The 18,443-nt window shown below is 38.8% G+C and carries 17 protein-coding genes and 2 riboswitches; of the genes, 14 read left to right on the forward strand and 3 right to left on the reverse strand.

The window, feature by feature from the left end; genetic code table 11:
* The first annotated feature begins 61 nt into the window (after window positions 1-61).
* The 7 genes from JN080_RS23515 to JN080_RS23545 all read left to right on the forward strand — a co-directional run bounded on the left by JN080_RS23515 (window position 62) and on the right by JN080_RS23545 (window position 7,928).
* The gene (locus JN080_RS23515; RefSeq protein ID WP_256238419.1) at window positions 62-1,474 is read left to right on the forward strand and encodes a LysM peptidoglycan-binding domain-containing protein; all 1,413 of its coding nucleotides are present in this window, start codon (window positions 62-64) and stop codon (window positions 1,472-1,474) included.
* A 51-nt stretch (window positions 1,475-1,525) separates the two neighbouring features.
* A complete protein-coding gene (locus tag JN080_RS23520) occupies window positions 1,526-2,947 on the forward strand; it encodes a LysM peptidoglycan-binding domain-containing protein (RefSeq protein ID WP_256238420.1) in 1,422 nt (473 codons plus the stop codon).
* Between the two features lie 261 nt (window positions 2,948-3,208).
* Window positions 3,209-3,688, forward strand: coding sequence for an FMN-binding protein (locus tag JN080_RS23525; protein WP_256238421.1), 480 nt, complete (start codon window positions 3,209-3,211; stop codon window positions 3,686-3,688).
* Between the two features lies 1 nt (window position 3,689).
* Window positions 3,690-4,577, forward strand: a complete 888-nt coding sequence (locus JN080_RS23530; RefSeq protein WP_256238422.1) for an FAD:protein FMN transferase — start codon at window positions 3,690-3,692, stop codon at window positions 4,575-4,577.
* The gene (locus JN080_RS23535; RefSeq protein WP_256238423.1) at window positions 4,578-5,405 is read left to right on the forward strand and encodes an RnfABCDGE type electron transport complex subunit D; all 828 of its coding nucleotides are present in this window, start codon (window positions 4,578-4,580) and stop codon (window positions 5,403-5,405) included. It begins immediately after the preceding gene.
* Window positions 5,406-5,635: 230 nt separating this feature from the next.
* Window positions 5,636-7,588 carry an FUSC family protein gene (locus tag JN080_RS23540; protein ID WP_256238424.1) on the forward strand — a complete coding sequence of 651 codons (1,953 nt, stop codon included), beginning with the start codon at window positions 5,636-5,638 and terminating at the stop codon, window positions 7,586-7,588.
* 130 nt (window positions 7,589-7,718) lie between these two features.
* A complete protein-coding gene (locus JN080_RS23545) occupies window positions 7,719-7,928 on the forward strand; it encodes a DUF1540 domain-containing protein (protein WP_256238425.1) in 210 nt (69 codons plus the stop codon).
* Window positions 7,929-8,090: 162 nt separating this feature from the next.
* Here JN080_RS23545 and JN080_RS23550 read toward each other — a convergent pair whose 3' ends face one another.
* Window positions 8,091-9,410 (reverse strand): cation:proton antiporter, encoded by a 1,320-nt coding sequence (locus JN080_RS23550; RefSeq protein ID WP_256238426.1) that lies wholly within the window; start codon window positions 9,408-9,410, stop codon window positions 8,091-8,093.
* 229 nt (window positions 9,411-9,639) lie between these two features.
* Here JN080_RS23550 and JN080_RS23555 point away from each other — a divergent pair, with 229 nt between their 5' ends.
* The 4 genes from JN080_RS23555 to crcB (JN080_RS23570) all read left to right on the forward strand — a co-directional run bounded on the left by JN080_RS23555 (window position 9,640) and on the right by crcB (JN080_RS23570) (window position 11,383).
* Window positions 9,640-10,011 (forward strand): PepSY domain-containing protein, encoded by a 372-nt coding sequence (locus tag JN080_RS23555; protein ID WP_256238427.1) that lies wholly within the window; start codon window positions 9,640-9,642, stop codon window positions 10,009-10,011.
* A 45-nt stretch (window positions 10,012-10,056) separates the two neighbouring features.
* Window positions 10,057-10,440 (forward strand): DUF2680 domain-containing protein, encoded by a 384-nt coding sequence (locus tag JN080_RS23560; RefSeq protein ID WP_256238428.1) that lies wholly within the window; start codon window positions 10,057-10,059, stop codon window positions 10,438-10,440.
* Window positions 10,441-10,644: 204 nt separating this feature from the next.
* Window positions 10,645-11,019: a fluoride efflux transporter CrcB gene (crcB, locus tag JN080_RS23565; RefSeq protein ID WP_256238429.1), complete on the forward strand. Its 375-nt coding sequence runs from the start codon at window positions 10,645-10,647 to the stop codon at window positions 11,017-11,019.
* A gap of 7 nt (window positions 11,020-11,026) precedes the next feature.
* Complete coding sequence (crcB, locus tag JN080_RS23570; RefSeq protein ID WP_256238430.1) at window positions 11,027-11,383, forward strand: fluoride efflux transporter CrcB; 357 nt, start codon at window positions 11,027-11,029, stop codon at window positions 11,381-11,383.
* 12 nt (window positions 11,384-11,395) lie between these two features.
* Here the strand turns inward: crcB (JN080_RS23570) and JN080_RS23575 are convergent, their stop codons facing one another.
* Window positions 11,396-11,713: a hypothetical protein gene (locus JN080_RS23575; protein ID WP_256238431.1), complete on the reverse strand. Its 318-nt coding sequence runs from the start codon at window positions 11,711-11,713 to the stop codon at window positions 11,396-11,398.
* 280 nt (window positions 11,714-11,993) lie between these two features.
* Window positions 11,994-12,095: riboswitch (purine riboswitch) on the forward strand.
* Between the two features lie 165 nt (window positions 12,096-12,260).
* Between JN080_RS23575 and guaA the strand changes: the two genes are divergently transcribed.
* From guaA to JN080_RS23590, 3 genes are all read left to right on the forward strand, one after another.
* The gene (gene guaA, locus JN080_RS23580) at window positions 12,261-13,781 is read left to right on the forward strand and encodes a glutamine-hydrolyzing GMP synthase (RefSeq protein ID WP_256238436.1); all 1,521 of its coding nucleotides are present in this window, start codon (window positions 12,261-12,263) and stop codon (window positions 13,779-13,781) included.
* Between the two features lie 109 nt (window positions 13,782-13,890).
* Window positions 13,891-13,992: riboswitch (purine riboswitch) on the forward strand.
* Between the two features lie 104 nt (window positions 13,993-14,096).
* Window positions 14,097-15,425 carry an NCS2 family permease gene (locus JN080_RS23585; protein ID WP_256238432.1) on the forward strand — a complete coding sequence of 443 codons (1,329 nt, stop codon included), beginning with the start codon at window positions 14,097-14,099 and terminating at the stop codon, window positions 15,423-15,425.
* Window positions 15,426-15,533: 108 nt separating this feature from the next.
* The gene (locus JN080_RS23590; protein ID WP_256238433.1) at window positions 15,534-16,652 is read left to right on the forward strand and encodes a serine hydrolase domain-containing protein; all 1,119 of its coding nucleotides are present in this window, start codon (window positions 15,534-15,536) and stop codon (window positions 16,650-16,652) included.
* A gap of 35 nt (window positions 16,653-16,687) precedes the next feature.
* On the opposite strand, the gene JN080_RS23595 is transcribed toward JN080_RS23590, so the two are convergent.
* Window positions 16,688-18,136 carry an ArnT family glycosyltransferase gene (locus tag JN080_RS23595; RefSeq protein ID WP_256238434.1) on the reverse strand — a complete coding sequence of 483 codons (1,449 nt, stop codon included), beginning with the start codon at window positions 18,134-18,136 and terminating at the stop codon, window positions 16,688-16,690.
* Between the last annotated feature and the right edge of the window lie 307 nt (window positions 18,137-18,443).

Raw genomic sequence — 18,443 nt, forward strand, 5'->3', positions numbered from 1 at the left:
AACTCCTTTTTCTATCTGAGATTTGTCCCTTTTTCTTTATTTAAGTGAAGAGGTGGTATCTTTGAAGATTCATGTCGTTCAGTCAGGAAATTCCCTTTGGCAAATTTCACAACTATATGGAGTTACGATCAATCAAATCATTGCAGCCAACCAACTTACGAATGCTAATCAATTAGTTGTAGGTCAGGCATTAGTAATACCAGAAGCGGCTGGTTATCATATTGTTCAAGCAGGGGAAATGCTGTGGAATATTGCCCAAAAGTATAAAGTGACAATTGAATCAATTTTAAATGAAAATAAAATCACAAATCCAGCATTAATTTATCCAGGTCAGCGTTTGAAATTACCAACTGATTTTTATGTGGTAAAAGCCGGAGACACTCTTTGGGCGATTTCAAGAAAATTCGGTGTGCCGGTCCAGGATATCATTCGAGTAAATCAAATTACAAATCCAGCATCCATTTATTCAGGCCAAAGATTAATTATTCCTAGCAAGGTAAAACCATTAATTGAAGTAAATGCATATATAACAAATATTGCTGAAGCAGGACAGCAAAATGTAAGGGAGATAGGAGAATATTTAACCTATCTAAGTCCTTTTAGGTATTCCGTAGTGGAAAACGGAGGCTTAAGTAGTTTTCAAGAAACAGGGCTTTTAAATGTTGCGGCATCTAAAAATGTTTCCCCATTAATGGCACTTACGAATTTTAAAGAAGGTAAATTTGACTCAAATCTGGCCCATGCAATTTTTATCAATAATGATGTGCAGGACACTTTACTGAATAACATTGTTCAGGTTTTGAAGGAAAAGAAATATTATGGATTGAACATTGACTTTGAGTATCTCTTTCAACAAGACCGGGAGTTGTACAATAACTTTTTACGACGGGTAGTGAATCGGCTTCATCCATTAGGTTACTCTGTTTCCACTGCTGTCGCACCGAAGTTAACCAGGGAACAAAAAGGATTGCTCTATGAGGCTCATGATTATAAAGCACACGGTGAAATCGTCGACTTTGTTGTCCTTATGACCTATGAGTGGGGTTATTCAGGCGGCCCGCCAATGGCGGTTGCTCCGATTAGTGAAGTAAGGAAGGTTATCGAATACGCTTTAACTGAAATGCCAAATAGAAAAATTATGATGGGAATGCCTTTATATGGATATGATTGGACACTTCCGTTTGTTAAAGGAACATGGGCTCCAACATTAAGTCCGCAAGCAGCTGTTCAATTGGCGATTCGTAAAGGAGTAGCAATACAATATGATGAAAAGTCACAGTCACCATTTTTTAATTATGTGGATGAGCAGGGAAAGGAGCATGTTGTTTGGTTTGAAGATGCTCGCAGTGTGCAGGCAAAATACGATTTAGTGAAAGAAAAAAACTTACGCGGTGTAAGCTATTGGGTTTTAGGAAATCCGTTCCCGCAAAATTGGTTTGTACTGGCAGATAATTTCCGTATACAAAAATTTTAAATAGGAATGGAGGTCTTTTCCCTTATCGCAAAAAAGTAAAGGGGGAGTACGATGATTATCCATGTTGTGCAAAGGGGAGAAACGTTATGGCAAATTGCTAATCGATATAAGGTTGATATTCCACAAATCGTACAGACGAATGGACTTCAAAATGCTAATTTACTAGTCGTCGGTCAGGCATTAATAGTACCAACCAATGATACGATTCATGTTGTACGATCGGGCGAGGCGCTATGGTTGATTGCTCAAAGGTACGGTACGACAGTTGATGCAATCGTGCGTGCGAATCAGATTGTCAATCCAGCAGCAATTTCCCCTGGGATGACATTACGTATTCCTCCACTGATGCATACTATTCAACCTGGAGAAGCATTATGGCAAATTGCTGGGCGTTATCAAACGACAATACAGGCTATTATAAAAGCAAATCGAATTCAAAATCCTAACTTGCTGTATCCTGGCATAACGCTAGTCATTCCAAGAAAAAAGCCTACAATTGAAACTAACGCATTTACTTATCATTCAGGTGAAGCAGTTAAACAAATGGTTGGGGAAGTTGCTGAACATTTAACCTATCTTGCTCCTTTCGCTTATGTCATTCAAGAAGATGGCTCGCTTATTTTATACATGGAAAATGATCGGGATGCCATCGATGCAGCAATCGCCAAAAGTGCCATACCAATGATGTCCATTACCAATTTTACTGCAACCAAAGCCGGTCAGAATATTGCACATTCCGTTTTGGCAAGTCAACAAAATAGAGAAGTGTTGTTAAAAAATATAGTGTCAATCATGAAGGAAAAGGGATATAAAGGATTAAATATTGATTTTGAAAATGTTTTACCGGAAGATCGAGAGCTTTATAACCAGTTTCTTCAACATGCAGTTGATGTTCTTCATGGTGATGGATATTTTGTATCAACTTCACTGGCGCCCAAGGAAAGCGCAGCACAAAAAGGATTATTATATGAAGCACATGATTATGCAGCACATGGCAGGATTGTCGATTTTGTTGTCCTGATGACCTATGAGTGGGGTTATCGACTTGGACCGCCGCAAGCTGTTTCGCCATTAAATAAGATAAAAGATGTGTTAAATTATGCAGTTTCAGTTATTCCACGAGAGAAAATTCTGATGGGATTTCAGTTGTATGCGAGAGATTGGATTATCCCACATATTAGTGGTCAGGAAGCTGAAACCTATAGCCCACAGGAGGCTATTTCTCGGGCTGTACAACATGGCGTAACCATTCAATATAACTCCGTAGCGGCCTCGCCATATTTCCATTACACTGATGCACAAGGAAGACAACACGAGGTATGGTTTGAAGATGCACGGAGTGCACAAGCAAAGTTTGATACCATAAAAGAATATAATTTGCGTGGTGTAAGTTATTGGGTATTAGGTTATCCTTACCCGCAAAATTGGGTATTGCTAGAGGATAATTTTACTATAAAGAAAATAACTACTTAAGCCATTAAATGAACCCCCGAACAAACCCTCCAATAGTTGAGGGCAGCACAAAAAGACTACTTTCAAAACAAAGTGGTCTTTTTGTGCTGCTAAAATTTGTCTTCCTAGATACTTTGGTATTGAGACATTTAAAGTATTTTTACTAGAAACCGTATTCATATTCGGAAAGCGTTTTTTGTTAAGGGAATTTTAAAAGTGGTAAGTTATCTTTTAAAAGTGGAAACAGTTAAATTGGTAAAAAGAAAGCAAGGAGGATTTCAAATGGCAAAAATGGGTAAACAATGGGTGCTTTTATGTTCAGCAGCGGTTGCAGCGGTTTATGCCACCGGGTACTTTTCTACAGAAGCCCAGGCAGTCAAACTGGAATCGCAGCAAGCTCAAATCAGCATTCAAGCGAAAACCAATCAATCAAGTGTTAGTTTGGCAAACAATAACCAAACAAATCAAACAAATCAAACAAACCAAATAAAACAGTTATATAAAAATGGGACCTTTACAGGTTCGGGAATGAATCGTCGTGGTTCGATAGAAGTAGCAGTTACGTTGAAAAACGATAAAATAATGGATGTCCAAATTAGTAATTGGGGCATGCACTATTCTGAAAGTGATGTAGTGGGACTCCCTGATGAAGTACTACAAAAGCAAAATGCTCAGGTAAATAATGTTTCAGGGGCAACTTACAGTACCCAAGCTTTTGAGGATGCTGTACAAGCCGCACTTTCTCAGGCGCAAAATGCGTAAGATGAGAAAAACAAAACTATATATGGATACTGTTGTAGATATTCAGGTTGTCATTTGGAAACTAACATCTAAAGAAGAAGCGGAAGCAAAAGCGGATCTAGCCTTTGAGGCTTTCCGCAATGTAGAACAGGCCTGTAGTCGTTTTAGCCCGGATAGTGAATTAATGCTCGCCTGTCGAGAAGTGGAAAAACCAGTCCAAATAAGTCCTTTTTTATTTGAACCCCTTAAGATCGCGTTAGAAATGGCAAAATTAACGGATGGTGTCTTTGATCCAACCATTGGGAAAGTCATGGAAGAGCAAGGATATAATCGCCATTACTTGACAGGCGAACACATGAAAAGCCCTTCTGATGATGTGGTCACGTATCGGGATATTATTTTAGATGAACGAGGCCATACAATCTATTTAACCAAGCCGCTTGTTGTTGATTTAGGAGCGGTTGCGAAAGGATTTGCGATCGATTTGGCTGTAAATGAGCTGAAAGATTTTGCAGGGTTTGTTGTTAATGCCGGCGGTGATCTGTTTGCAGGCGGAGTGGATGAGAATGGGAGCCCCTGGAAGATTGGTATTCAGCATCCTGAGAGGAAGGATCAAATCATCACTAAAATTGAAATTTCTAATCAAGCTGTATGTACATCAGGAAGTTACGAGCGCAGGAATGCTAACATTCCTGGTATGCACCACATCATTAACCCAAAAACGAAGCATTCACCAAATGACTGGGTCAGCTGTAGTATCATTGCCCCGTTCGCTATGCTGGCGGATGTATTTTCGACAGCAGTATTTCTGCTTGGCAGAGAAAAAGGGCAGGCGTTACTCAAGAGTGTTGATTTAAAGGGACTTTTTATCACATCAGATTTAGAAATGGTTTCTGTAGGAGGAGTATAAATGACAGCAAAGAAATGGCTTAAAACGCCAAAAGGTTTTGTAACAATGGCGATGATTACTTATTTGCTTGTCGCCTCGATGGGGTCTAAAGAATTAGCGGGTATTAGGAATGGTTTTGTGGCAGTTCTTATTTCCATCATCGTGGACATCCTTTGCAATGTAATAAAAAAACGAAAGTGGAGTATGCCAGATGGAGCTGTTATTACAGGGCTAATTATTTCCCTTATCCTAAGCACAGCGACTTCTCTTGGAGTCATTGCGTGGACAGTCGTTATTGCTATTTTGTCTAAGCATCTTTTGGTTTATAAGAAAAAGCCAATCTTTAATCCTGCAGCTTTTGGTTTGCTTTTATCCGTTCTGCTTTTTCAAACAGGACAAAGCTGGTGGGGGGCTTTTGGAGATCTTCCTGTATGGACCATTTTGTTTCTCTTAGTTGGCGGTTATAAAGTTACCAACCGAGTAAATAAATTTCCTCAGGTTTTTTCCTTTTTGGGTACATCTTTTTTTCTTTTGCTACTGATGGGGCATTTTAATATCGGTGGTGCAGTGGATGCACTCCGGCCGCCATTTATTAATGCTACTCTGTTCTTTGGATTTTTCATGCTGACAGACCCGCCAACATCACCTGGTAAAGATAAAGATCAAATTGTGTTTGGCATTCTTACGGCAGTTTCAGGAACAGTAATATATGGGTTTTTCGGTGGATTGATGTATTTGTTTATAGGATTGTTGATCGGAAATTTTTACTCTTTCCTAAAAAAACGCTCTGTTTCAAAGGTATCAGTGAATCGGTCAACTGTAAGAAGTACCAAAGGTATGCTTAGTTAAAAGTTGGAAAGAGAATATAAATTTTTCAATTAAAACCAACCTGTCAGCCGAAGATGACTTATAATAAAGAGATAAAAAAGGTCAATCTTTTTTATCTCCTTTTGTATTTACTTACCTTTTGCTGCACAAATTAGGCAGGAGAGTATGTAAAGTATCCTAGTCCAGATGTAGAAGTAATTTTTCGTTTTTTAACCTTCATGAACGAAACAAATTAAGAAAGTAGAGCTAAGATGGAACAATCAAAAAAAACAAAGGTACCTTTATTTAAAGTTCCGACACCACACTCAATCATTAAACAGGCGTTAACGATTACCAAGAACCCGTTTCCGTGGGTAAAGGCTTTTAGCGCTGGGATAGCAGCCTTCCTGCCCGTCTTTATTGGGTTATTATTTGGAAATATCCAATATGGACTGCTAGCTGGCATGGGGAGCTTTACCTATCTTTATGTATTTTCCGTGCCTTATGCTCAAAGAGCTAAAAAGCTATTTTCTGTGGTGCTTGGGATCACATTTGTAGTGGCATTGGGGTCTATTTCTGCCCCTTACCCACTTATTTCCGCGATCTTAATGGGGATGATCGGGGCATTTGTTGTATTTGTGTTTGGAGCATTAAGAATCCCCGGGCCGTCGGCAATCTTTTTCATATTAGTTTTTGCCATGACAACAGGGATGCCTGTCCATCCAGAGCTTGCTTTATTGCGCGCGAGTCTACCCTTTCTTGGGGGAGCATTATCGATGCTGATTGCGATGCTCGGCTGGTTTTTTAATCCACATGGTCCTGAAGTACGTGTCGTCCAAAGAGTGTATCGAGAATTAGCAACATTTCTCGATTCTGTTGGTACGGATACATTTCATCAAGCAAGGCATAGAACTTTATTAGCGATGAAAGAAGCAGAAGATACACTTGCAGCGGGTTATATTCCGTGGCGGGTTACGGAATTATTTAAACGATTGTATGTAGTCAATAATCATGCCAGCATCATTTATATGTACATAAATGAACATTTTGCAAAACAAAGCTCAAAAATTCCATCGGAATTGAGTGCTTCTGTTCGTAAACTTGCAAATTCGCTTGACCCAAATCATGAAAGTGACGTCGAAAAAATTCTTCAACCCGAACAGATGGATAATGCAACCGCCCGGTTATTTTCAATCATATATGATGCGGATGCAGTCTTGAATGAACCGAATTCGAAGATTAACCAAGTAATCCGAATTTCAAAACCATCACTAAAGACTATTTTTTTGGGGGCCTTTGATAAAAACTCAATTGTTTTTATTACCTCATTGCGATACGGAGTAATTCTTACTATCGCCGCAATCGTCGCGTATCTGTTTGAATTTCAACGGGCCTATTGGGTACCGCTATCCTGTGCGGCGGTTATATCGGGGGCGACCATTGTATCTACCTATCATCGTGCCATTCAACGATTGATTGGAACAATCGTCGGAATCCTGATCGCGAGTTTTGTGCTCTGGTTTGAGCCTGAAGGATTACTGATTGCGTTCTTAATCTTTTTACTGACGTTTATAACAGAGCTCTTTATTGTCCGAAATTACGCTTTAGCCGCTTTGTTCTTTACCCCCAATGCATTAATCATGGCAGAAAGTACGAGCCTGGGGCATAGCTTTTCTTATTTTGCATCAGCGAGAATAGTTGATGTTATTATCGGTAGTATGATCGGTCTTATCGGAGTGCTGTTTGTTGGCAGGCGTTCTGCCTCCAGCCGGCTTCCCCATTTAATTTCTAAAACGATCCGAAGTCAAGCACAATTTTTATATCTCCTTTTCTCTGAAAAAGAAAGTGGCTTAACAGCTTTAAAGACCAAAGAGCAGCTCAAAATGCAAACGAATTTAACCAATTTAAAAACAATCTATAGTACAGCCTTGGGTGAGATTCCAATCAATAAACAAGCAGTGGATTATTATTGGCCGGTTATTTTTTGCATTGAGCAATTAAGCTATTTGCTTGAAGCCTGTCCAAAAAGCTCCAAGTGTCCCGTACTTTCTGATGAAAATCTTGCTCAATTACTGCTTGTTTTTGAATCCATGGCTACTGCGACTAATCGCTTCCAGCCTCCGGCAAAAAAATATATTCCCAAAATAGAAGGTTTCTCAAGTATTGAAAAAGAAATCACGCTCTTGCAAAATGCTTTGCTGATGAAAGAAAAAATTTCCGTATAGAGGGAAATGTAGTCAATAGATGTTACCAATCATATTGATGGGTTAGATTAGACAAAATAATGACAATGAGGGGATATGCTTACAAACTTCTCATTGGTATTAATTTTTTGGATTAGCTGGGAGGATATTTATGCCAAATGTTGAGGTTAGCTGTTCTGTAGCAAATTGTGACTTTCATGCGGAAGGAAATATATGTGGAGCTAATAAAATCACAATTGACATGGATTTTCAATCAAAGTATAATACAGAGTTTTCTCAAGAACTTGACTTTAAAAGCCGTAAGGAAGAGGCAAGTCATTCTGCAGAAACCTGCTGCAAAACGTTCAAACCAAAGTTTTGATTAGCAGTATCCCTGAAGAATGTTAACCATATTGCGTTCAGAAAATGACTAAGGATTAGCAAACAATTCCATCAACAAAATCACTAACAAAGGCCTCGGGTTGATCCGGGCCTTTTTAGTATTGTATATAACGTCGCTAAACGGGCGCTTCCGCTTTTCTTTTTAGTGCAACGTTTTTACATTTTTCTTATCCTGCTTCTGAGTTGAGGCCAGCTTTTCATCACCGGGCATTAATTTCCATCCTTTTTGGAGGACAAAACGGAGCCAGGTTCCTGGGAACCAGGATGTTACTAGTGCTAACATAACAAGAATGGCAAAAAGGTCTTGGTTAATAATTCCGGTTGAATATGCGACAGAGGAAAGAACAATCCCTGGTCCGCCACGATTGTTAATGGCAATGCCAAGATTGAAGCTCGTGAGCCGGTCAAATTTCATCATCCTAGATGAAATGTAGACAGCTAATGTTTGGGTGATGGTAGCTATTAGCAAATAACCTAGGAAAAACAAGAGGTTAAAATGCTGAACGAGATTTAGCTGTAACCCAACGGTTGCGAAGTAAATCGGGATAAACCAAGAAAAAGATATATTCGCTACCCCTTGTTCAATTCTTTCTGATACGATCCTTGGCATGGCAAACTTTACAATAATACCGGCTAATAGTGCTCCAAAGATCGTTTCTACATGGAGAGAACCGGCAATAGCAGCAAGCATGAACATAATAAATAGAAAATAACCTAGATTTGATGACCTAAACAATAGGTTCATTTTTAAAAAGGTAACTCGATTAAAGAGTAAGTAGCCTAATATCAATACCCCCACTATGAATCCGACACTGATGGAAATACTTTTGAGGCCGCTGCCAATTGTAAAAATCCCGTCATTGCTGGCAAGTGACGTCGCAAAGCCTAATGCGATCCATAATAAGATATCATGAATGCCTGCACAGGCAATGACGATTTTTGCAAATCGGGTCGGCATAATCCCAAGATCATTAAAGATCTTCGATATAACAGGTATGGATGTTACAGCAATGGAAATCGCGATCACTATTTTTAAAGCAAGCAAGTTGTTGGCTGTTCCTAAGTAAGGAGTGATATTAAGTGTATCTGCTGCCAGCCAGCCGACAATAAAAGCAGGAATGGTGGCTCCAGCTACTAAAACGGATGTGACTTTCACATCTTCTTTTGTAAAGTTGGTTTGAAATTTTAGCCCTGAGCAGAACATTAGCATAAGCAACCCAAACTGATAAAGGAGACCAAAAAACTTTTCCTCTGCTGGGAACCCTAAAAACATCCAATGGAAAGCATTTGGAAAATAATGTCCTAACAGTGTCGGCCCTAATACGATCCCTGCGAAAACTTCTCCAATAACCCGTGGAATATACATGCGCTCTGCCATAAATCCGAATAAATGTGCTGTGGCCAATAAGCACCCCATCGCAAATAGAAAATGACTGATCTCTGATCCTTGTAAACTAAACATACATTCCGATCCCCCCAGTTACTGTTGCCACTACCATAACTTATGCATCCAAAGGGACAACCGTTATAGGCGACAAGCTTATATTTTCGTTTTAGAACAATAATCTTCTTAAAACTTTTCTAAGGTAATTCCATGTGAAAGCTTCCTAATTAAAAAATCTAAAGGTTGCCTGAATAATTTCATCCAGTATTCACAAACTAAAGAAAAGAAAAAATAAGGAGTGTACATGATGAAAAAAGTTCTTGTAGTTGCTTTACTTTTATCAATTAATTTATGTTCTGGTTTATTTGCCCAGTCCACTAAGGCACAAGGGATAAACTCGCTTGCAGCCATCAGTATGGAAAAGGCTAAGCAAATTGCATTAGGAAAAGTGAAAGGTCAAATCGTTAGCGCGAAAATTGAAAAGGATGACGGAATAACAAAATATGAAATTATTGTCCAGGCAAAGGATGGAAAGTATGAAGTGGAAATTGATAAAGCGACAGGTAAGGTATTAGAGGTTGAGAAGGAAGGATCAGGAAATAGGAGCGGCACTGATGACGACCATCATGAAGGCGATGATGATCACCATGAAGGTGATGATGATCGCAATGATGACTAATCTCAGAATGAACCGCAAAATTTTGGTTAAAGAGGTTTTAAGTGGATGGCAAAAGTATTAATTTCCTGTATGATTCTATGTGGCTTCTTTTTCTCATCACTTGTCACACAGGCTAAAGAAGCGGACCAAGTAAACCAACAAGAAAAAGAATTGTATGACCCAGAGATGAATTGTACGAAAAATATCAAATACAATTGGGCACAGCGAAAACAGCTTGAGCAAGTCTATAAGCGGATCTACCGGGACTATAGTGACTTAATTAAGGTTTATTCCCAAGCCGGGGCATTGCCACCAGAGCAAACAAAAATAAGACACATTATGCTGAATAACTATATTAAAACTTTTTACAAAAGAAATTACAGATGGTGCTCGGAGCATGAATCCGATGAATGGGAAGAAGAATGGTACAACAATGATAATGGTGATTAAAAGAAAAGCAGAAAGCGCCCGTTAGCGAAGTACACTAGTCGCTCCGCACGCCACATTAAACCCTTTATTTTTTTAGTGAAGTATATTGCTTTTCGTAGCATGGTTATCTCTAGCTAGATAGTGAAAAAAGAATCTGAGCCCCCGCTCTGATTCTTTTTTTGCTTGTCCGGCATAAAATGGTGAAGGAAAGGTGGAATGCGGGGCATGTATTTGGCTGTAGGGATCGGAGGAATTCTTGGTGCGGTGCTAAGATTTTTAATTTATAAGTGGTTATTAATAGCTGGTCATATTCCTCTTGCTGGAACTTTATGTGTTAACCTATCAGGCTGCTTTATACTTGGTTATCTTCAGGGCTTGGCAAGAATCTATGAGCTGCCAAAGTGGTTCGTCCTCGGAGTTGGAACTGGATTTATAGGCGCATTCACAACTTTTTCAACCTTCAGCATTGAGGTGGTTTCTTATTTTGATAAAGGCTATATAGTCTTCCCAGCCTTTTACCTTTTAGCAAGCTCCATTGGGGGCTACGTACTCGTTTATTTCGGCTTTTCTCTTACTAGCTATAAAAAGAAGGATGTGTAGAAAGTGCATGGTTGAACAAATTTGGCTTGTAGGTTTAGGCGGATTCTTCGGTGCAGCAGCAAGATATTGGGTAAACCTTACTTTCTCAAAAACAAAGTTATTTCCGCTGGGAACCTTTGTCGTTAACCTAACCGGCTCTTTGTTAATGGGGCTCCTCCTGGGAAACGAGTGGATTCCTCTTTCTGTCAGTTTATTAGTAGGTACAGGGTTTTTAGGGGCATACACTACCTTTTCAACGTTTAATTTTGAACTTTTTTTATTGAATAAAAGTCAGCGGCGGTTTATGTTTCTTCTTTATTTATTCAGCAGTTATTTACTTGGAATTCTATTAGCCGGACTAGGATATTGGATTGGTAAACAATAGACCCGCCGTTCCTTAACTTTTAACTGTAAATTGTCCGCAAGCCATGTAAAAACCATTAAAGACCTCAACCTGATAGTTTCCTCCTTTTGGAATGCCTTCTATGGATAGTTGAAAACTATGAGGGCTTTTATAATTTCCCAATATAGATCCTTGACCATAGATGGTTCTTTTTCCCCACCAACTTTTTCTTACAACAGAATAACGAATCGTCTCTCCTTCCGCTAAAACCTCTTGAAAACCAACAATGGTGATCGAGCGATTGTGAACAGAAAAGGGTGAACTATAATAACAACAACAATCTACACCCAAACCCCAATCACTATATTCCATTCTTCTCTTCTTCTTTCCTTGTCTAAAGTGTAAAAGTATATTTTTTATAGTGCTTACGATCATGAGATAAGTGCTCATTTGGCAGCTAATCACCTCTCCTTTAACCTGTCACTATATTATTTGTCCGTTTTCGTTTTTGGGAACGGCTAGTACACATATAGGGGCCGCCTTTTATTGAAAAAAGCAAGAAAACACCAAAAATGAAAGAATTATGGGAATATTTAATAAAATAGGTAACAGCTTGACCAATAAATCGACATATTGTTACAATATGGTGGAAATTCATACGTACGTTTTCCTTCATATATCCTCGATTATACGGTTCGAGAGTCTCTACCGGGTTACCATAAATAGCCTGACTATGAAGGCAGAAATTTACAGCTAGTGTTTTTTGCAAGGAAACTAGATTTCTGCCTTCTTATTTTTATTAAAAAAGAGGGAAGAGTTCTAGTTTTCTTTTTTTTTGTTATGTTTTTCGGATTGCGGCGGAAACTAAATTTATGAACTATTTAGAAAGAGGTGGCTAACCTTGACGGGTAAGCAAGAAATGATTGTAGTCCTAGACTTTGGCAGTCAATATAACCAGCTGATTACACGTAGAATCCGTGAATTTGGCGTGTATAGCGAACTTCATCCCCACACTATTACGGCGGAAGAAATCAAGAAATTAAATCCAAAGGGAATCATTTTCTCTGGTGGACCAAACAGTGTATATGATGAAAATTCATTTCGCTGTGATGAAAAGATTTTTGAAATGGGCCTTCCGATCCTTGGTATCTGCTACGGAATGCAGTTAATGACACTTTATTATGGCGGAAAAGTAGAGAAAGCTAAGAATCGCGAGTATGGAAAAGCTGTATTAAATGTGCAAAATCCATCGGCACTATTCAAAGGATTGCCTGATGAACAAACTGTATGGATGAGTCATGGTGACCTGGTCGTTGAGGCCCCAAATGGCTTTGTTGTTGACGGCACAAGCCCGTCTTGCCCAATTTCAGCAATGAGTGACAAAGAGCGAAAGCTATATGCAGTTCAGTTCCATCCAGAGGTACGCCATTCTGTTTACGGAAATGAACTTCTGAAAAATTTTGTTTTCGAGGTTTGCCAATGTGCGGGTAATTGGTCAATGGAAAACTTTATTGAAATTCAAATAGAGAAAATTCGCCAAACTGTTGGTGATAAAAAGGTATTATGTGCATTAAGCGGCGGTGTGGATTCTTCTGTTGTTGCTGTGTTAATTCATAAAGCAATCGGCGACCAATTGACATGTATTTTTGTCGATCATGGCCTGCTTCGTAAATATGAAGCAGAAGGTGTAATGAAAACATTGGCTGACGGCTTTAAAATGAACGTGATCAAGGTTGATGCCAAAGACCGCTTCTTTTCCAAGCTTGAAGGTGTGTCAGATCCTGAGAAAAAGCGAAAAATTATCGGCAACGAATTTATTTATGTATTTGATGATGAAGCAACAAAGCTTAAAGGGATTGAATTTCTGGCACAAGGTACCCTTTATACAGACGTAATTGAGAGCGGGACGGCAACTGCTCAAACGATTAAATCTCATCACAATGTCGGTGGACTTCCTGAAGATATGCAATTCAAATTGATTGAACCGCTAAATACGCTGTTTAAGGATGAGGTTCGTGCACTTGGAACTCAGCTTGGAATGCCGGATGAAATCGTTTGGAGACAGCCATTTCCAGGACCAGGCCTTGGTATTCGTGTTCTCGGAGCCATTTCCGAAGACAAGCTTGAAATCGTAAGGGAATCTGATTGGATTTTACGCGATGAAATTAAAAAGGCTGGATTAGACCGTGATATTTGGCAGTACTTTACCGTATTACCGAACATTCGCAGCGTAGGGGTAATGGGTGATGCAAGAACATATGATTATACAATCGGTATTCGTGCAGTAACTTCTATTGATGGAATGACCTCCGATTGGGCAAGAATCCCGTGGGAAGTTTTAGAAGTAATTTCTACAAGAATTGTTAACGAAGTACCTCATGTAAACAGAGTAGTTTATGATATAACGAGTAAGCCGCCAGCAACGATCGAGTGGGAATAACTAAATAAGCGGAATATTCCAGAAAATACGAACGTAATTATTAAAAAAATAATAAACGTTCGTATTTTTTATTGACAGAGAAATAGGTCGTTGGTATGATACAAAGGTACTTATAAATTCATATTGTTTTCGTATAATATTGGGAATATGGCCCAAGAGTTTCTACCAAGCTACCGTAAATGGCTTGACTACGAGGCAAGTGTAGTCTGGAAAGCATCTTCTTTCTATATCATTATGCCAATAGTCAACGCTCCGGTGGATACCGGAGCGTTTTTTGGTAATGATATTAGAGAGTAATTTTGGGAGGAAACAAAAATGGAAAAGTACTTTCAGTTCAAAGAACTGGGAACAAGTTATCGCCAAGAATTCTTAGGCGGGATGACTACCTTTTTAGCAATGGCCTATATTTTAGTGGTCAACCCGCTTACATTGACATTATCCAGCGTTAAAGGACTGCCGGATGCAATGAGAATGGATTATGGTTCCGTGTTTGTGGCAACTGCCATTGCCTCCGCAGTTGGTTCGCTCGTAATGGGGCTTTTAGGGAAATACCCGTTAGCATTGGCACCTGGGATGGGATTAAATGCATTCTTTGCTTATAGCGTTGTTTTGGGAAGCAAAATTCCTTGGCAGCATGCACTTGGCGCAGTTCTTATTTCTGGAATCTTCTTCTTTTTATTAACACTTACTGGGCTTCGTGAAAAACTTATCAACGCGATTCCTGTTCAGTTAAAGCATGCGGTTGGTGCCGGGATCGGGTTATTTATTACCTTTATTGGCTTGCAAGAGTCAGGGATTATTGTTAATAATGATGCAACTCTTGTTGGACTAGGTGACCTGTCCAAAGGGACAACATTACTTTCTATTTTTGGTATTATCATTATAGTCATCTTAATGACACGAGGTATAAAAGGCGGAGTATTTTATGGAATGATCATTACCGCTGTTGTGGGAATGATCTTTGGATTAATTGATGTACCGCACAAAGTAATTGACACCGTTCCAAGTATCCAACCAACATTTGGTGCTGTTTTCTCTTCCTTTGGAGACAGTTCTTTTTGGTCCACTACGATGATCGGTATCATCCTAACGTTTTTATTCGTGGACTTTTTTGATAATGCGGGAACACTTGTAGCCGTGGCAAACCAAGCAGGTTTAATGAAGGACAATCACCTTCCTAATGCAGGAAGAGCATTAGTTTCAGATTCCATTGCAACGATGGTTGGAGCGGTTTTAGGAACTTCAACAACAACTTCTTACGTTGAGTCAACGGCAGGGGTTGCTGCTGGTGCAAAAACAGGATTTGCTTCAATAGTAACAGCTGGGTTCTTTATTCTTTCCTTGTTTTTTTTCCCATTATTATCGGTTATTACATCAGCTGTTACAGCGCCAGCACTTATTATTGTCGGTGTGTTGATGGTTACTTCTTTAAGACATATTGAATGGGATAAATTTGAAATTGCGGTACCGGCATTCTTGACAATGATCATCATGCCTTTGTCCTATAGTATTGCAACTGGAATTGCGATCGGCTTCATCTTTTATCCGATTACGATGATCGTAAGAGGAAGAATCAAAGAAGTTCATCCGATTATGTATTTCTTCTTTGTCATTTTCTTGTGCTATTTCATCTTCTTAAAATAAATATATGAAGTAAAAAGGCTATGCAATGCATGGCCTTTTTTATTTTTATTGGTGGTTTGTACTATAATGAAAGTGGTTTTGCATTTTGAAAGGTGGGAGATAGGACGGATGAAAAAATCATTCATATGGTTACTAATCTTTGGGGGAGGTCTCCTGCTGGTTTGTGCTGTCCTTTTTATGGCATATGGAAGTACGCTGCATTCGGGATTGAAAGGAACCATTCGGCAAAAGCTGTTAGACTTCATGGATGAAAAAGCGGAGGAAAGCCAGTTTAATGGAACTGTCCTAGTTGCCAAAAACGGAAAAATACTCTTTCAAAAAGGATACGGATTCTCTAACTACAGTATAAAAGCACTTAATCAACTTGATACTGAGTTTCGAATTGCATCACTGACCAAGTCGTTTACGGCTTTATCGATCTTACAGCTTGAAACAGCAGGTGAATTAAAAACCACTGACCCTATTTCAAAATACTTTCCCGCTTTTCAGAATGGTAAGATTATAACGATTCATGACTTGTTGACGCATAGTTCCGGTGTGAAGAACCACTTTAAATTAACAGATACAACTCAGCCGATCACGATACCTGACTTTATTAATTTAATGGGCAGGCAAAAACTCTCCTATACTCCGGGTTCGAAATACATGTATTCAGATACTGGCTATATGATATTAGCTGGAATAATAGAAAAGGTTAGTGGAGAAAGTTACGGGCAATATCTCAGGGATCATATCTTTCGTATTGCGGGGATGAACCATACCTATTTATGGAGTTTAGATACCGAGAAATTGGCAACTGGTTATCAAAATATGCGTGAGATTGTAATGAAAGATGATGAAAGCCAACTTAAGGGGGCAGGAGATATCATCTCGACAGTTGGGGATTTACTGAAGTATACTAATGCTATTCATAATAACCGTTTGCTGCCGCCGGCAGAGGTAAAGAAAATGGAGACGGGCTATATTGACAGTGCCCGCTGGGGCGTTTTCAAATATGGTTACGGCTGGAATGTTGCCGATAATTTTATTAGCTTTGGAAAGTATATGATTGAGCATAACGGAAGCCTGCCCGGATTTAAATCAGAACTGGTCGATTTTGTTCATGACAGAATTACAGTTATCATCCTTTCTAATAATAATGGAACGTGGAACTCAGGAGCTTTATCAAGAGAATTGGCATCCATTTGCCTGGAAAAACGATATTGGTTTTATCAAAAGTATTTTTAAAGGACCTGGCTATGGCGGCCAAGTCCTATCTTCGACTATCTTGATTTGCGGACGATATAACCCCACTGATTGGAGGCAATAATCACGAAATGCTTTGCTTTAATAAGCTGTTCGGCTTTATTGCCTTTCTTCAGCAAAAGTAGTGCTCGATCCTTCTTCATAAAAGCTTTAAAATCACCTTCTTTCACCTTTAAATCACCAAATAGCTCTGCTGCTAAAACAGTATTCTGCAACCACACAAAGCTTTTTGAATGATGATACCGATAAAAACTATAACCTTTTACCTCATTAATACTTTGTATTTTCTGAACTAAGTTTAAATGTAATTTTGGAACGGGATGCCGTAAATAGGTGTATATTTGGGATTCATATTTTGCTGAGACTGCAATAATCAAAACCAAAAGAATCGTTCTAATGGCAAGTTTTCCATTCTGTAAAACAGAACCTCCCACCGCGCCGATAAGGATTGACACTACCGGATAGACAGGCAAAATATACCATTTAATCTTTGTTTCTGCTATTGAATATACAATGAAGGGAACAATAAGCCATAAACAAAGGCCGATTATGTCGCTTGAATCGGGCATCTTACGAACTTTGGTAAAATGTAAGTACAAACGAACTAGAACGAATCCTGTTAATAAAATAAGCCAAAACTTTGAAAAGTCCCAGATAGTTTGAAAATAATAAAGTTTTGATCCAATGTGTCCTTCGATAGGGACAGAAGTTCTTTTTAATAAATCGTAAGTAACCATGTTTTTTAAGAATGTCATCCCATCATATTGGTATCGAATAACCCCCCACAAGATGATTGGACCGGCCGTAAAGGTTATTAAAAGCAACCAGTTTCTAAAAGGGATAAGCCTGTATTTACCTGTAAAGATAAGATGCAGACAGAAAATGAAGATGATAGTTCCAGCATGCCAACTCTTTGTTAAAAAGGCCAGGGCGAACATCATCCCTGAGATATAGAGCCATTTATGGTTTTGGCTGCAAAGCAGCATGGATAACATAGAGCAAGTGAATAAAAATACAAAAAGAGAATCCGCATCTGCTGTTCTTGCACTGTGATAGATCAGAAATTGAGTGCTTGTCGTTAATGATAGACTAGAAAGAAACGAAGCAGCAATCCCGTGTTTTTTTAAAACGAAAAGCGCGGTGACTAAAATTGTCATGACGGCGGAGATTGCTGAAAACAGTCTAAGACCTAATGTATTAAAACCGGCAATTTTATAACCAGCCATTGTCATCCAAAAACTAAGAGGGGGTTTTAAATTCCAGTAATCAATTTGGTTTTTGTATGTGTTCATTATAAAATTTCTCTCTTTCAACATCTCATAGGCACTTACACCATGCCGAGCTTCATCCCAGCTGAAAATCGGAAAATCAGCTAATCCGTAAAAGATATTAAAAAGAGCCATGGCAAATAATAAAACCGTAATCAGAATGTAGATTATTTTTAATGGATATCGTGTTGAGCGCATGGGGGCCTCCTTTATTAAAAATAAATCAGTAATGAAGGCAGTTGAATATAAAATGGATGTAATCTTACTCCATTCCTACGGGTTTCCTTCCATAGGAATTTTCATACATAGTGTGCTCAACGTAGAAGATAATAAAACACAGTGTAATAAAGAAACAATAAAAAGTGTTGACGACTTAGGTATGGAATGTTATTATATTCAAGCGGTCGCTAATGACGCGTTGTTAATAACTTGAAACAAAAAAGGTTGTTGACACATTTATAATAAAGTGGTATATTAGTAGAGTTGCTGTTGAAAGTTAATGGCT

This window comes from Bacillus sp. EB600 (genome assembly GCF_024494385.1).
Classification (GTDB): Bacteria; Bacillota; Bacilli; order Bacillales; family Cytobacillaceae; genus JAEVLT01.